Below are 14677 nucleotides of genomic sequence, written 5' to 3'. Positions count from 1 at the left end.
CCCCTCTCGACGTGCAAGAAAAACCAGCGTTGAAGTTCGATGCTGCAACGCTGACATTCACAGTCCGTCTCTTCAGGCACTTTTTTACAACCCCTCTGCTCTATGGCTACCGACTACCGCAACGAACGCGACTCCCTGGGCGAGGTCCAGGTCCCGTCCGATGCCCTCTACGGCGCCCAAACGCAGCGCGCCAAGGAGAACTTTCCGATCAGCGACCTCCGCTTTGCCCGTCGCTTCATCGAAGCCCTCGGCCACGTCAAGCAGGCCGCCGCGAAGGCCAACCGACGCCTGGGCCTGCTCGATGCCGACACCGCCGAGGTGGTTGTAGAGGCGGCCCAGGAGGTCATTGAGGGCACGCACGACGACCAGTTCGTCCTCGACATCTTCCAGACCGGCAGCGGCACCTCCACCAACATGAACGCGAACGAGGTGATCGCGAACCGGGCCTCCGAGCTCATGGGCGAAGAGCGAGGCAGCAAGGCCGTGCACCCAAACGACGACGTGAACATGTCGCAGTCGTCCAACGATACCATTCCGACCTCCATGCACGTAGCCGCGCGGATGGGAATGGAGGAGACGCTGCTCCCCGCCCTCAACGCGCTCCACAAAGCCCTACAGGCAAAAGCGGAGGAGTTTGACGACGTGCTCAAAAGCGGCCGGACCCACTTGATGGACGCCACGCCGGTCCGGCTTGGGCAAGAGTTCGGCGGCTACGCGGCCCAGATCGAGCAGTCCATCTCGCGCATTGAAGATGCCTCCGCCTCCCTGGCCGAAGTTGCGCTCGGCGGCACGGCGACGGGCACAGGGCTAAACCGGCACACCGAGTTTCCGGAGGTGGCGCTGGAGGCGCTCTCGGACGCGACGGGACTCGACTTCTTCGAGACCGACAACCACTTCGCCCAGCAGGCGGGCAAGGAGCTGTACGTGGACGCCCACGGCGCCCTCAATACACTGGCCACGGCGCTCCTCAAGATTGCCAACGACCTGCGCCTCCTCTCCAGCGGCCCCACCAGCGGCATCGGAGAGATCAAGCTGCCCGTCATTCAGCCGGGCTCGTCCATCATGCCGGGCAAGGTGAACCCCGTGCAGAGCGAGCAGGTGATGATGGTGGCCGCACAGGTGACCGGCAACCATCAGACGCTCACTGTCGCCAACACGCACGGCAACTTCGAACTCAACGTCATGATGCCGGTCATGGCGCACGGCATGCTCCAGAGCATCGAGCTGTTGGCCAACAGCGTAGAGGCCTTCCGGACGAAATGCGTCGAGGGCATCAAGGCCGACCGCGAACGTTGCCAGGAACTGCTGGAGCTGAATCCGTCGATCGCCACGGCCCTCAACACGGCCATCGGCTACGACAAGGCCAGCGAGGTGGCGAAGAAGGCCGCGAAGGAGCGCAAGAGCGTGCGCACGGTCGTGCAGGAAATGGGCCTGCTCTCCGAAGAGGAGCTCGACGAGTACCTTGACGTGCGGGCAATGACGGAGACGGGGATTCCGGGAGAAGAATAGATGCAATCGGGCTTTCCTAGGGCTGTCGACTCTGTGCCCTTCACCAGAGGAGAGGGGTTCTGAATATATGGGAATGGAGAGGCCTCGGCGTTCCGACGCCTCTCGCCCTTCTCTCCTCTCTTTACTCTCATTTGAGAGGTCGACCGGCATCTTTGTACGGGTTTCCCCGTTATTCTCATTTGCACTATTCTCGTCGGTACGAATTTACGAGGACCGTGCGTTGATACTGTGGAATGAACGGAAGGGGGCCAGGCCATGAGGCCAGGCACTCCTTTTTGCTTCCGTCTCCCTCAACAAGTTTGGTTTCGACTCTATGAGTACCAAAGGAAAAGTCTCAATCGCCCTCTTCGTTGGCGGGGCCTTTCTGGCCGGCATTCTTTTCGCCACGATCGGGGCCAACCTGTTCGGTCTCGGGGACACCATCGGCACGCCGGGACAGGCCGCAAACCTTGACGGCTCAACGGCCCTCCAGCAGTCGGCCGATACGAATCCCCAGAGCCTGCAAAATGCATTTACCGGGGTTGCGGAGTCCGTCAATCCGGCCGTCGTTCAGATCCGTGCCCAGAAGGTCGTGGAGCGCCAAACGCGCAATCCGTTCCAGGGCACCCCCTTCGAGGACTTTTTCGGCGGGCCGGGAGGACCGGAGCGGGAGTTTCGCTCGCAGGGCCTTGGCTCCGGCGTCGTAATTCGCTCGGACGGTCACATCATAACCAACAACCACGTAGTCGAGAACGCCGAGGAGCTGAGCGTGGTGATGCTGGACGGGACTGAGTACGACGCTAAGATCGTGGGCACCGATCCCTTCAGCGACCTTGCGGTAATTAAGGTCGATGCGGAGGGCCTCACCGCCGTGAGCTTCGGGAACTCCGATCAGCTCAAAACCGGGCAGTGGGTGCTTGCCTTCGGCTCGCCGCTTTCGCAGAACCTCAACAACAGCGTCACGGCCGGCATTGTGAGCGCCATCGGGCGGCTGCGCTCGCCCGGCCAGCGCCGCCCCACTCGCGGTCAGTCCGATCGGGAAATTAGTCCGGTCCAGAACTTCGTTCAGACCGACGCCGCCATCAATCCGGGCAACTCCGGCGGACCGCTCGTGAACCTGAACGGGGAACTCGTGGGCATCAACACGGCCATCGCCTCGCAAACCGGCGGCTACCAGGGCATCGGCTTTGCCATTCCCGCCAATACCGTGAAGCGCGTCGCCACTCAGATTATCGAGCAGGGCGAGGTGCAACGCGCTCGTCTCGGCGTCCGGTACGGACCTGCCTCTCAGTCTCTCATCAAGAACGAAGACCTGCCGAGCGGGGCCGCCGTCATCGGAAGCGTCGAGGATGGCTCTCCGGCCGACGAGGCAGGTCTGCAGGCGGGCGATGTCGTCACGTCGATCAACGGGGAGTCCCTTCAAAACCATCTCCAAATCGGCAACCGGGTCGCCAGCATGCAACCGGGCGACGAGGTGACGTTGACGATTAGTCGGAACGGGGAAATCCGCGAAATCAACGTGACGCTCGGTGCGGCGAACACCGGGGGATCGGACGGAGGAGGCGAAGACAGCGCCCCGTCTCAAGACCAGCTCATGAACGAACTCGGGTTGTCCATCCGAAACATCACGCCGGAGATTGCCCGTCAGCTCGGGTTTGACGACACCGACGGAGTGGTGGTTACGGATGTCGACCGGTCCAATCCAATGATCCGCAACTCGGGGCTGAGCCCGCGCCAGGTGATCATCGAGATCGCAGGGAAGCCCACCCCAGACGTGGAGACTTTCCAGGAGGTGTATGGCGAGATTCCACCTGGAGAAGCATTCCGCGTCCTTGTGCGCCTGCCGCAGGGCTTTGTGGATGTCACGAGCCTGCGCAAGCCCGCCGACAATGGCTAACGGTGCCCCCATCATCTGCAACACAAAAGCCCCGTCCTCCGACCTGGAGGATGGGGCTTTTTTATTTCAGCCGCACGGGCCTTTTCGTTGTGGGCCGGACTGGATCCCGTCCTATGGTTCCTGCTTAGTCCGTACCATTTCGGTTGGGTCGGTGCATCGGAGCAAGGCGGCCTTCCAGATCCTCCGGAAACGACTTGCGCGGCACCGTTCGGAGCGTGGGCGGGGGACCATCGAAGAAAATCTTCACCCCGTTCGTCTCATTCCGCACCACGTTCAGGGCCATCGCATAGGCCTCCGCGGCCTCCGTCTGCCCGTCGGCCATGGCATTGTCGTAGAGAATCATGAGCTGGGCGGCAATGCTCCCCAACATCTCACGCGTCGGCTCTTGGGAACTGGACATAGAAGCGTCGGGCTTGACGAAGCGGGTAGGGTGGGCATCGAAAAGTGAGAACGTGAACGCACGACAGTTCTACGCGTTCGCTCTACGGGCTTGGCCGATGTGATCGCCGCCCTTCATTTGCACTCCCTCCAACAATCTCTCTTCCGTGATGACGGATACCGTGGATCGCCGCACACTCGAACAGGTGCCCACCGAATCGATCATTTCCTCACTTCGCGAAGACGCCGCCGACGATGACGTTTCGATCGAGGCCGCCTACCCGTCTCCCGACGGCTCACAGAAACGGATGGTGGTCTCCCCTCGGGGCACAGTCGTGATCCTGAACGACACGTCCGAAGCCACCTTCAATCGCTCCCAGTCTGCCGCCGACATCGCAGCTGCCCTGCGGGAATGAACCGGGCCTCCTCGCGATTTCTGACCGCCCCCCGGCCCCCACCGCTAAACGCAATCCCCCCCAACAAGTCCTACGTCTCGACGATGCAGTTCGTCTCGCCAAAGTCGTTTCCCTCGTAGTCGTCGGCCTCTTCCTCATTCACCCACCCCTGCTCCTCGCTGTAATAGCGAAAAGCGTAACGTTCATTCTCTTTCAGCATCACGTTCGTGCTGTAGGTCTGGTTGCTCCGGCGGACGAATTCGTGTTCGCCGGCCGTCCAGTCATTGAAGTCGCCGACAACCGAGACGTCGTCTCCGTACGGATGGTCCTCCGGTAAAACGAACGTCACTTTCACCTGATCGGAGTCGCGCTTATTTACCTTCTTAATCATATCAGTGTGTATATCTAATCGTAATGCATGAGAGATGCGAGTGCGATCGAGGCTATATCGGATACGCTCTCCCTCGATCCAGTACCGCAACACAGTGATCAAAACGAGCCACGCCTCGACATGAATGCATCTTGTTTGAGACCGGCTCCGCTCAGACTACCATGAGTGGTTACTAGCTTTACTCTATGCCACAGTGGACTGTTTGTGGCATCCGATCTACAAAAAAACCGCTTCCTTCGACCACTTTTCGTACAAGGAAGAAGGGCGATACGACATACGAAGATCCTAAAGACTCTTCTGTCCCTCCGCTTTTTGCGGTCTGTGGCCCGGCGTCTGATTTCTTTCGAAACCCGCCGCCCGTCGTGATTTCCGTAGAACACGCGGGATCCCTGATCCGTGCCTACGCGCACGCTTCCGCTGCGGCTGAGCACGGGGCGCCCCTCATCTTGAACGTGACCTGCGACCCATCTACGTCCTATGATCGACCGAATTGCGATTCTCGGAACGGGCCTCATCGGCGGCTCCCTCGGGCTCGCCTGGAAAGAGCGGCGGCCCGACTGCACCATCGTGGGCCACGACCGCCCCGACGTGCTGGAGACGGCGGAGGCGCGAGGCGCAATCGACGAAAAGGCGGCCGACCCAGTCACGGCGGTCGAGGCGGCCGACCTCGTGGTATTGGCCACGCCCCTCGCTACGGTGCTTACGCTCCTCGAATCGATTGGACCCCACGTGCCCGACGATGCGATCATAACGGACGTGGGGTCGGTCAAATCACCGGTGCTAGACCAGGCCGCGGATGTGCTTCCGGACGACCGTCAGTTCCTGGGCGGGCACCCAATGGCGGGCGCAGAGCACGCCGGCATTGACCACGCCGATCCTCTTCTCTTCGAAAACGCTGTGTACCTCCTGTGTCTCCCGGACGACCAGGACGAAACAGCCCTCGATGGCCCTCTCGCACCGGTGGTCGACTTGGTGGAGGCCACGGGGGCACGGCCTCTCCTCCTCTCCCCCGAGCGTCACGACCGCCTCGTGGCCGCCGTCAGTCACCTCCCCCAACTTCTGGCCGTAGCGCTCGTCAACACGGTCGCCGAGGCCGACGACCCAGACGAAGCCACCAACCTGGCCCTCGAGTTGGCCGGTGGCGGATTCCGGGACATGACGCGCATCGCCGACTCGCCGTTCGACATGTGGCGCGACATTCTCGTAGGCAACGAAGGCCCGATCCATGACGCCCTCAGCGACTTTCGGCGCACCCTCCGTCGTCTCCGCAACCGACTGATCGAAGACGACCTCGAAGGGCTGGAAGATGCCTTCACGGATGCCCAGACCGCCCGCGACGCTGTGCCGGGCGACTCCAAGGGCTTCTTGCACCCGTTGGCCGATGTATATGTCCGTGCCCCGGACGAACCCGGCATCATCCACGAGCTTACGGGCCACCTCGTGGAGGCAAACCTCAATATCAAAGACATTGAGCTCCAAAAGATTCGGGAAGGCACCGGAGGCACCTTTCGCCTCGCCTTTGCGAGTGCTGCCGACGCGGACGCGGCCGTTGATGCCCTGGAAGCCGCCTCCTACGAGGCGTGGCGTCCGTAACCCCGTTCGTGCACGAGAGTCGCTAGCGGCACTGACTGCCGGTCCTCCGTTCTCGACGGTAGTGTAGGTGTACGGTTCGGGTAACAAAGTCACAACGCGACGGCCTCAACGCTGGCCGTACAGGAACTCCCAAACGAAAGCCCAAGTGGGAGAGATTCCATCTCTACTTGGAAAAAATCGTCAGGGACTGTGCACGGCAGGTTGCCCAGACCGCTCTCCGTATTGCTCATCTACGATGGTCCCCACGACGATCATCCCGTCCGGCAGCACCTGAAGGAAAGCGATGTGGACGTGGATCTCCGGGGCGAAGCAAGTCTTCCGGCAGGACTTGAGGCTCTGTCGGCCGCAGACTGGGACGCCATCCTCACCGATGTGGAACGCCTCTCGAACGACCCGACCGGCATCGTTCGTCGGTGTGACGACGCAGGAGCCGAAGGGCCCATCATCGTTCTCGCGGGTCCAACCACGCTGCACGCCGCAGAGGCGTCCCTACAGTCTGGTGCCGCCGAAGTGCTCCGGAACGACCGCCTTACGCCCGCTCTGCTCGCGCACCTGCTCCGGTGGGCCACAGAGCACACCCGCACCCAACAACACCTCCACCAGCGGGAGGCCTGGCTTCGGTCGGTAACGAAGCAGATATCGGATGGCCTTTTTCGCAGTACGCCGGATGGAGAAATCGTCTACGCCAGTCCCTCCTTCGTCGACCTGCTCGGCTACGAGACCGAAGAGGCGCTTTCTCGTACCCGCCCCGATGCCCTTTATGCAGACCCGAAGGAACGGGATCGGTTGCTTCAAGCGGTGCACGACCAGGGGGAGGTAAGCGAATTGTCGATTACGTTTCGGTGCGCCGACGGGACTCCCGTTCGGACCCTCGTCAGCTGCACTCATATTCAGGGAAAAGAGGGCGCTGTGGAATATCTTGACGGGGTGGTGACGATGGCCCCTGCCCCCTCGCCCCGGACCCAACATCTTCAGCTGTATAGAGACGCGCTCGACCACAGCTATATTCCGGCGATGATTCTGGACGCGCAGTCTCTCGACCAACCGGGCGCCCCCGACCCGCGGATCGCATACGCGAACGAGGCCTTGGCCCTCATGTGCGGGTGCGACGCCGAGGCCCTTCACGAACAACCGCTCCGCCGGGTGATTTCGTCCCCCGCTGACGCTCAGACCGATCTTCTCTCGACACTGGTCAACGGGCGCCCCTGGTCCGGTCAACTGCGCACGGTTCGTCCCAACGACACCCCCATTCCCGCTTCGTGGTTTTTCACCCCCCTTCGGAATGAGACGGGAGATCTCGAGTACTGGCTGGGGGTACAGCATGCCCCTTCCGACGGGCGGATTCCCTCATCCATCCAAGAGCAGACACAGATGACGACAGAGGGCACAACGTCGCTCAAAACGGCCGTTCTTCACAACCTCAGCCATGAGATGCGAACCCCCCTCACGTCGATCAATGGATTCTCTCAAATCTTAAAGGAGGAGCTTGCACCGTCCCACCGTCATATCGCCGATCGGATCCAGCACGACAGCAAGCGCCTTCAGGAAACCATCGATTCGGTGCTCCGCCTCTCTCGACTGGAGACCACCGATGTTTCTCTGGACCGCACGTCTGTGGACCTGCGGTCGGTGGTGCAGACGGTGCACACCCGACTTCATCCCAAACTTGAACAAGAAGCGATCGATTTCTCCTTCGATCGCCCCTCCACGCCCATTACGGCGTACGCCTCCCGGAGCGCCGTCACGCGCATCGTGACGAACCTTCTCGACAACGCCGTCAAGTTTACTCCGGAGGGCGGCCGTGTAGCACTGCGTGTGTACCAGTCCCGCAATGCCTCTTCGGAAGCGGTTATTGAAATCGAAGACACTGGAATCGGAATCGATGAAGAATTTCTCCCCGTTCTCTTCGATTCATTCACCCAGGAGTCGCAGGGCCTGTCACGGGAATACGGCGGGTTGGGACTCGGACTCGCGATTGTACAGCAACTTGTCGATCTGCTCAACGGAACGATCGACGTTACAACAGAGAAGGGCACCGGAACCTGTGTCACCGTGCGGCTTCCCGCACACGCACATGCCGACTCGTCGGCCGCACGCTGAGCTGATTCGTTCCGTCTCCAGCTGGGGTGTACCAACGACCTCACGATTCGAGCGGTCGATTGAGAAACTGTCGCGGCCCAAACGGATTGATATTGTCGCTCATCATCAAATCGGAAGCATACGTTGACATGGCCAGCGTCGAGGACTTTCTCCAGTTCAGCAGCGGACTCACCGGTCTTTCCGGAGGCATTGGCGGGGGCGGGGCGGATGGCTCGCCAACGGCGGGCCTTGTGCCCAAGGTCGTGGAGCAGACCACGCGCGGTGAGCGCGCCTACGACATCTTCAGCCGACTGTTGAAGGAACGGATCATATTCGTCGGAACCCCGATCAACGACCAGATCGCCAACCTGACAGTGGCGCAGCTCTTGTATCTGGATAGCGAGAGCTCGGAGAAACCCATTCAGATGTACATCAACTCTCCGGGCGGGGTCATCTACAGCGGCCTCGGCGTCTACGACACGATGCAGTACGTTGGCTCGCCGATTTCGACCATCTGCGTGGGAGTGGCCGCTTCGATGGGGGCAGTGCTTATGGCGGCAGGGGAAGACGGCCAGCGTGCCTGTCTACCCAACTCGCGCATCATGATCCATCAGCCCATGGGAGGAGCCGAAGGACAGGCCTCCGACATTCAGATTCAGGCGCAGGAGGTGGCGTGGCTTAAGAAGCGCCTGTACCAGATTCTTGCCCACCATACCGACCAGAGCTTCGACCGGATCGAGGACGATGCGGACCGCAACTACTGGATGAGTGCCGAAGAAGCTCAGGACTACGGGCTTGTGGACAACATTCTCAACTCCGATACCCTAGACCACCTCAAGGCCCTGCGGGGCGACGGTGACGCTGCCTCGAACGGCACCTCAGACTCCCAGGACGAATAGTCCCCTGTTGGACTCATTGTCATTGGGGCACCTCAGTCCACCGAGTACCCTCGGAAGCAGCGCGCCGCAGGCTCTCCTCCGCCCCCGCCGCAGTGGGACCATGTGCCGGCTCCTTCGAGGAGGGAGCCGGCCCCAGAGGAATCTGGCCTGATCGTGATTGCCCCAAGAATCACGGCGTGTTCGTTGATTTGCACCCCGGTCGTGGCCTATTATTGAGGGATGGATGCTGAGAGTCTGTATCCGTAGCATTGTCTTCTCTTCGTCGTCCCCCACGCGTACTCATGGCCGACGCTTCCGACGCGCTCAAGACCACTCCTCTGCACGCCGTACACGAAGACCTCGACGCCCGCATGATGGGATTTGGGGGCTTCGATATGCCGGTGCAGTACAGTAGCATTATCGAAGAGCACATGGCCGTTCGGGAGAAGGCCGGGCTCTTCGACGTAAGTCACATGGGCGAGTTGCTCGTCTCAGGCCCCCAGGCCTTGCCCCTCATTCAGCGGCTCGTGACGAACGACGCGAGCAACCTGTACGACGGCCGGGCCATGTATACCGTCATGTGCACGCCCGAAGGCGGCATCATCGACGATCTTATCGTCTACCGTCGAGCGGAAGAGCGCTACATGCTCGTTCTGAACGCCGCCAACGTGGAGCGAGACCTGGAGTGGATCCACGAACACAACACGGACGGGGCGTCCCTCAATGACATCTCCGACGAGACTGCCCTACTGGCCCTCCAAGGCCCTCGCTCGCTGGAGATTGCCCAGCCGTTTCTCGACCGGGACCTGGACGACCTGAAGTTTTACCACTTTTGGGATGAGAGCGGCGTACTGGGCTGCGACAACATTATCATCTCTCGTACGGGCTACACAGGCGAAGTGGGACTAGAGCTTTACGTGCCGGCCGACGAGGCGCCGCGTGTCTGGAATACGCTCCTGGACGCCGGAGAGGACGCCGGCCTGAAACCGGCAGGCCTTGGGGCACGCGATACGCTCCGCCTCGAAGCAGGGCTCTGCCTTCACGGTAACGACATCACCGAGCAGACCAATCCCTACGAAGCGGGATTGGGCTGGCTCGTGAAGCTCGAGAAAGGCGACTTTATCGGACGGGAGGCTCTTCAATCCATCCACGACGAAGGCCCGTCCCGCCAGCTCGTGGGCTTTGTGGCCACCGAGCGTGGGATTCCCCGCCACGACCATGTGATTCAGTCGGCCGACGGGGAAACTATTGGGGCTGTAACCAGCGGCACACAGTCGCCCGTACTCGAGGCAGGGATCGGCCTGGGCTACGTGCCCAATACGCCCGCCTATACTGAGCCTGGGCAGTCTCTCCAAATTGCCAGTCGACGACGCACCTTCACGGCAACGGTCAAGGAACCACCGCTTCACAAAGACGACTAGCAACAGAAGGACTGTTCCTCGACCGTCGTGAGGGCTTTCAACGAACACTTGGCTGAAAGACGCGTCCCTTGACTCTGACTTTGGTCGTCCTCGGGACGCCGCTGTTCCCGCCTACTGTTCTCCAGGACCGTGGAGGGCCTTCCCCTTCCCTCAGTCCGTTCAGCCTGTCGCGTTGTCCTTCTCTTTTTGGTTGCCCTACGAACGAGCCTTTCCGAAATGGACGCCGAAGTCTTTCTCACATACTCCAGCGTTTCCGAGGACGACGTCCGCAACCGGACGGTTGTGGTCATCGATGTCCTCCGGGCCTGCTCCACGATTACCACAGCGCTCCACAATGGCGCCCGTGCAGTGATGCCCGTGCAGGACATGGCCGAGGCCGGCAAGATTGCAAGCAATTTGGATCCCGACGTGTACCGCCTCGGAGGGGAGCGCGACGGCGAAAAGATTGACGGATATCACTTGGGCAACTCCCCCCCGGACTACACGGAGAACGAGGTCGAGAACCGTGACGTCATCCTCAACACCACGAACGGCACACAAGCCCTTTCCCGAGCCAAATCAGCTAAACATCTGGTCGCAGCCTGCTTTTTGAATGCCGGTCGCGTGGTGGACTTCGTTCGGGCCGTCGACGACGAGGTCACCATCGTCTGCGCGGGTCAGCAGAACCGGCTGGCGCTCGAAGATACGCTTTGTGCCGGTTTGCTCCTCGACCGCCTCTGGGAGGATGACGAGCCAGACGTAGTGACGGACTCAGCCCACACGGCCTACACGCTCTACCACACCGACCGCGACCACCTATCGTCGGCCCTCCGAAGGGCCAATCACGCGGAATGGCTCATACAGAAGGGGTTTGGGGACGACCTGGACTACTGCTTCCGGATTGATCCCCTGCCAATCCTCCCCTACTATACAGAAAATCGACTCGTTCGCTACGAGCAAGCATCAGCGTCTTGAGCCCTCAATGACGGAGCACAGCGGACGCCCCTGCATTACACTTTTGTTGTACACGAACCATTTTGCACCGATGCACCCGTAACATAGGGTGCACATATTCGTCGTCCTGGATCCGGCGAGGCCCGACCGGGTCCGCTCTCGTGCCGCCCGGATTCTCATATGGCCTCTTCCAGCTCCTCAACTGCAACGAGCACATCGCCTGTAATTCCCCCGAGGCGGAAGTGGGAAGTGCTGGGACTGGTGCTCATGGTGCTGGCCCTTCTCCTCTCGTTGGCCTTTCTCAGCTACGCCCCGGCCGACGACGCCGTAGCGAAGTCGGCCCCCTTGGTCGAGGCACTACTCAACCCCAGTGAGTACCCTCCCGTCCAGAACGCCCTCGGCCTGCTAGGAGCCGAGTTGGCACGCTCGCTCGTTCCCGGCTTTCTGGGATACAGCATTCTCATCTTCAGCCTCGCCCTGATGGTGTGGGGCTATGCCATCTTTCGCCACTGGACGCTGCAACCACTCTTGTACCCAACCGGCCTCGCGCTTCTGTCGGCATTCGTCATCGCCGGCTTTATTGGGTGGTTTGCTCATGCCCTCCAGGTCAACCTCGTGCGCTGGGCCGGCGCCGTGGGCATGGGCATGGCCGGCTGGATGCAGGGCGTCTTCGGCCCGCCCGGCTCGTTCATTCTCCTGCTGCTGGTCGTGGCGATTATGCTGCTGTTGGTGGTGGACCACGACATCCAACGCTCCATCGATCGGGTCATCGACACGATCCGCCAGATTGAAAACAAGATTCAATCCTGGGTTGCGGCCTGGCGCGAACGACGGGCCCGCAAAAAACGCGCTCGCGAAACGGACGATCGCGACGACGCCCGTTCGCACGACACGGAGTCCTCTTCCCGCTCCACGCAATCGGAACAGGCATCTCATTCCGAAGAGGAGACGGAAGCGTCAGAGGCCTCACCCTCCGCACAGACCGAGCGAACAGACACTGCCTCGTCCTCCGCTGAGTCGTCAACCTCCCAACAACAATCGTCCGCTTCCGACGCCCCCGCAGACGCCGACACGCCCCACGCCGAGGCGGACACCGAATCGGACACGACGTCTCCAGACGAAGAGTCCCCCCCAAACACGTCGTCTCCTCCCCGCCCAATCACGATCCAGGTGCCCGACAGCGTGGGCGACGGGCGCCCGCTACGGCGCAATGATCTCTTCCGTGGACGCCTGCGCAACCGCGATGCATCGGCAGAGCAAGACGAGCAGGAACCGTCCGACGAGCTCGACCTCGAAGAGTTGGAAGAAGAGTTTGGGGAGGCCCTAGAGGAGGTCTCCGAGTCGGAAGAGTTCGAGGAGTCGGAAGAATCGGACCCACACGCCAATGCCGAGGAATCATCTGCTTTCGAGTCCTCCCACTCCTCTGGGAAGGAGGATACAGCGGACGCCTCGGCACAGACGCAGACCGCTCCCTCAGAGGCCAGCGCGAGCGCCTCTTCCGAAGACGAGACAACAACTCCGGAGTCCTCGTCGCCCACCGCCGAACCAACTCCGTCGGCGGACGCCTCTACTGACGAGCCTTCCGACGACACCTCCCAAACAGATTCGGATGAGTCGACGGCGGCCCCGTCCGACGCCGACGATGTAGAGCTTACCGTCAAAGAGCGGGTGGAGGAGGAAAAGGCCGACGAAATTGAACGCGCGGCCGAAACCCCGGAGCAGGTGGAGTACGAGTCTCCCGCGCTCGATTTGCTCGAAGAACCATCGGATACCGACCCCACCGTCAACCGCGAGGAGCTCGAGAAAAATAAGCGCATCCTCCTCGACAAGCTTGACACTTACAACGTAGAGGTTGACGACATTAGCGCGGTGGTGGGCCCTACCGTTACGCGCTACGAACTGACCCCGGCCCCGGGCGTGAAGGTAAGCCGGATCAAATCGCTCGAAGATGACCTTGCGATGGCGCTCGCTGCCCCGAGCGTCCGGATGATGGCCCCGATTCCCGGCAAGTCGGCTGTCGGCGTCGAGATCCCCAACAGCAGTCGCGAACTCGTGCGGCTGCGTGAGGTGCTGGGCACTGCCAAGTTCCGCGACACGGACATGACCCTTCCCATTGCGATGGGGAAGACGATCGAGGGCGAGGTCTTTCTTGCTGACCTTACCAAAATGCCGCACCTCCTCATTGCCGGAGCTACGGGTTCCGGAAAGTCGGTGGGTCTCAACTCCCTCATCACCGGCCTCATCTACGCCTGTCACCCAATGAATCTTCGGTTCGTGATCATCGATCCGAAGAAGATCGAGCTGCAGCAGTACACCGCCCTCGACACCCAGTTCGTTGCCCAGCCCCAGGACGTTGATCAGACGGTCATAACGGACATCGAGGAGGCTTCTGGGGTCCTCAAAAGCGTAGAAAAAGAAATGGAAGAGCGCTACGACCTCCTCTCCGAGGCAAGCGTGCGGGGCATTGAGGGATACAACGAGAAATTTAAGGCCGGCGAGCTGTCGCCGGAGGATGGCCACCGGCACATGCCGTACATCGTGGTGGTGGTCGATGAACTCGCCGACCTCATGATGGCGGTGGGCGACGACATTGAAGGCCCCATTTCCCGCCTTGCCCAGATGGCCCGAGCGGTCGGCATCCATCTCATCTTGGCGACACAGCGCCCGTCGGTCGACGTGATCACGGGCGTCATCAAGGCCAACTTTCCTTCCCGTATTGCCTACGAAGTGGCCTCGATGGCCGACTCCCGCACCATCCTGGACCAGGGCGGCGCCGAGGGACTCGTGGGCAACGGCGATATGCTCTTCCTCAGCGGCAGCGACATGCGACGCCTACAAGGGCCGTTCGTAAGCGTGGAGGAGGTGGAAGACGTGGTCGACTTCGTCTCGCAGCAGCCCGGCGTCACCCCCTATGAGCTCCCGTCCCTCTTGGACGCCGGACACGGTCCGGACGAGACGCTCGGGGTTGAGGATACCGACGAACATTTCGAAGAAGCTGCCCGGGTGACGGTGCGCCGCCAGCAAGGCTCCGTGTCCCTCCTGCAGCGCAAACTGGCTGTTGGGTATACGCGGGCAGCCCGGATTGTCGACCAGTTGGAAGAAGCCGGCATTGTGGGACCCCACAACGGCACAAAAGCACGCGATGTGCTCGTGGACAGTGAGGAGGAACTCGACCGTCTCCTTCAGGGGGAGGACGTCGAAGCCGACGCATAATCGTGATCTTC

The 14677-nt window shown here is 61.3% G+C and carries 11 protein-coding genes; 9 read left to right on the top strand and 2 right to left on the bottom strand.

What is annotated here, in order from left to right; all coding sequences use genetic code 11:
• Positions 1-102 precede the first annotated feature (102 nt).
• Positions 103-1509 carry a class II fumarate hydratase gene (locus tag BSZ35_RS15360; RefSeq protein ID WP_105013266.1) on the top strand — a complete coding sequence of 469 codons (1407 nt, stop codon included), beginning with the start codon at positions 103-105 and terminating at the stop codon, positions 1507-1509.
• Positions 1510-1822: 313 nt separating this feature from the next.
• Entirely contained in the window at positions 1823-3385 is a 1563-nt protein-coding gene (locus BSZ35_RS15355) for a trypsin-like peptidase domain-containing protein (RefSeq protein ID WP_105013265.1), read from the top strand.
• 124 nt (positions 3386-3509) lie between these two features.
• Here BSZ35_RS15355 and BSZ35_RS15350 read toward each other — a convergent pair whose 3' ends face one another.
• Positions 3510-3785: a hypothetical protein gene (locus tag BSZ35_RS15350; protein WP_146110128.1), complete on the bottom strand. Its 276-nt coding sequence runs from the start codon at positions 3783-3785 to the stop codon at positions 3510-3512.
• A gap of 148 nt (positions 3786-3933) precedes the next feature.
• Here BSZ35_RS15350 and BSZ35_RS15345 point away from each other — a divergent pair, with 148 nt between their 5' ends.
• On the top strand, positions 3934-4179 hold the full coding sequence (locus tag BSZ35_RS15345; RefSeq protein ID WP_105013263.1) for a hypothetical protein: 246 nt from the start codon (positions 3934-3936) through the stop codon (positions 4177-4179).
• Between the two features lie 70 nt (positions 4180-4249).
• On the opposite strand, the gene BSZ35_RS15340 is transcribed toward BSZ35_RS15345, so the two are convergent.
• On the bottom strand, positions 4250-4549 hold the full coding sequence (locus tag BSZ35_RS15340) for an isoamylase early set domain-containing protein (protein ID WP_105013262.1): 300 nt from the start codon (positions 4547-4549) through the stop codon (positions 4250-4252).
• Positions 4550-5026: 477 nt separating this feature from the next.
• Here BSZ35_RS15340 and BSZ35_RS15335 point away from each other — a divergent pair, with 477 nt between their 5' ends.
• The 6 genes from BSZ35_RS15335 (at position 5027) to BSZ35_RS15310 (ending at position 14666) form a co-directional block, all read left to right on the top strand.
• The gene (locus tag BSZ35_RS15335; RefSeq protein ID WP_105013261.1) at positions 5027-6142 is read left to right on the top strand and encodes a prephenate dehydrogenase; all 1116 of its coding nucleotides are present in this window, start codon (positions 5027-5029) and stop codon (positions 6140-6142) included.
• A 201-nt stretch (positions 6143-6343) separates the two neighbouring features.
• Positions 6344-8242: an ATP-binding protein gene (locus BSZ35_RS15330; protein WP_146110127.1), complete on the top strand. Its 1899-nt coding sequence runs from the start codon at positions 6344-6346 to the stop codon at positions 8240-8242.
• 128 nt (positions 8243-8370) lie between these two features.
• The gene (locus tag BSZ35_RS15325; RefSeq protein ID WP_105013878.1) at positions 8371-9120 is read left to right on the top strand and encodes an ATP-dependent Clp protease proteolytic subunit; all 750 of its coding nucleotides are present in this window, start codon (positions 8371-8373) and stop codon (positions 9118-9120) included.
• A 281-nt stretch (positions 9121-9401) separates the two neighbouring features.
• Entirely contained in the window at positions 9402-10520 is a 1119-nt protein-coding gene (gene gcvT / locus BSZ35_RS15320; protein ID WP_105013259.1) for a glycine cleavage system aminomethyltransferase GcvT, read from the top strand.
• A gap of 216 nt (positions 10521-10736) precedes the next feature.
• Positions 10737-11474, top strand: a complete 738-nt coding sequence (locus BSZ35_RS15315; RefSeq protein WP_105013258.1) for a 2-phosphosulfolactate phosphatase — start codon at positions 10737-10739, stop codon at positions 11472-11474.
• Between the two features lie 159 nt (positions 11475-11633).
• Positions 11634-14666 carry a DNA translocase FtsK gene (locus BSZ35_RS15310; RefSeq protein WP_105013257.1) on the top strand — a complete coding sequence of 1011 codons (3033 nt, stop codon included), beginning with the start codon at positions 11634-11636 and terminating at the stop codon, positions 14664-14666.
• Positions 14667-14677 lie beyond the last annotated feature (11 nt).

This window comes from Salinibacter sp. 10B, from assembly GCF_002954405.1.
In the GTDB taxonomy this organism is placed as follows: Bacteria; Bacteroidota; Rhodothermia; order Rhodothermales; family Salinibacteraceae; genus Salinibacter.
This window is presented reverse-complemented; position numbering and strand designations above follow the sequence as displayed.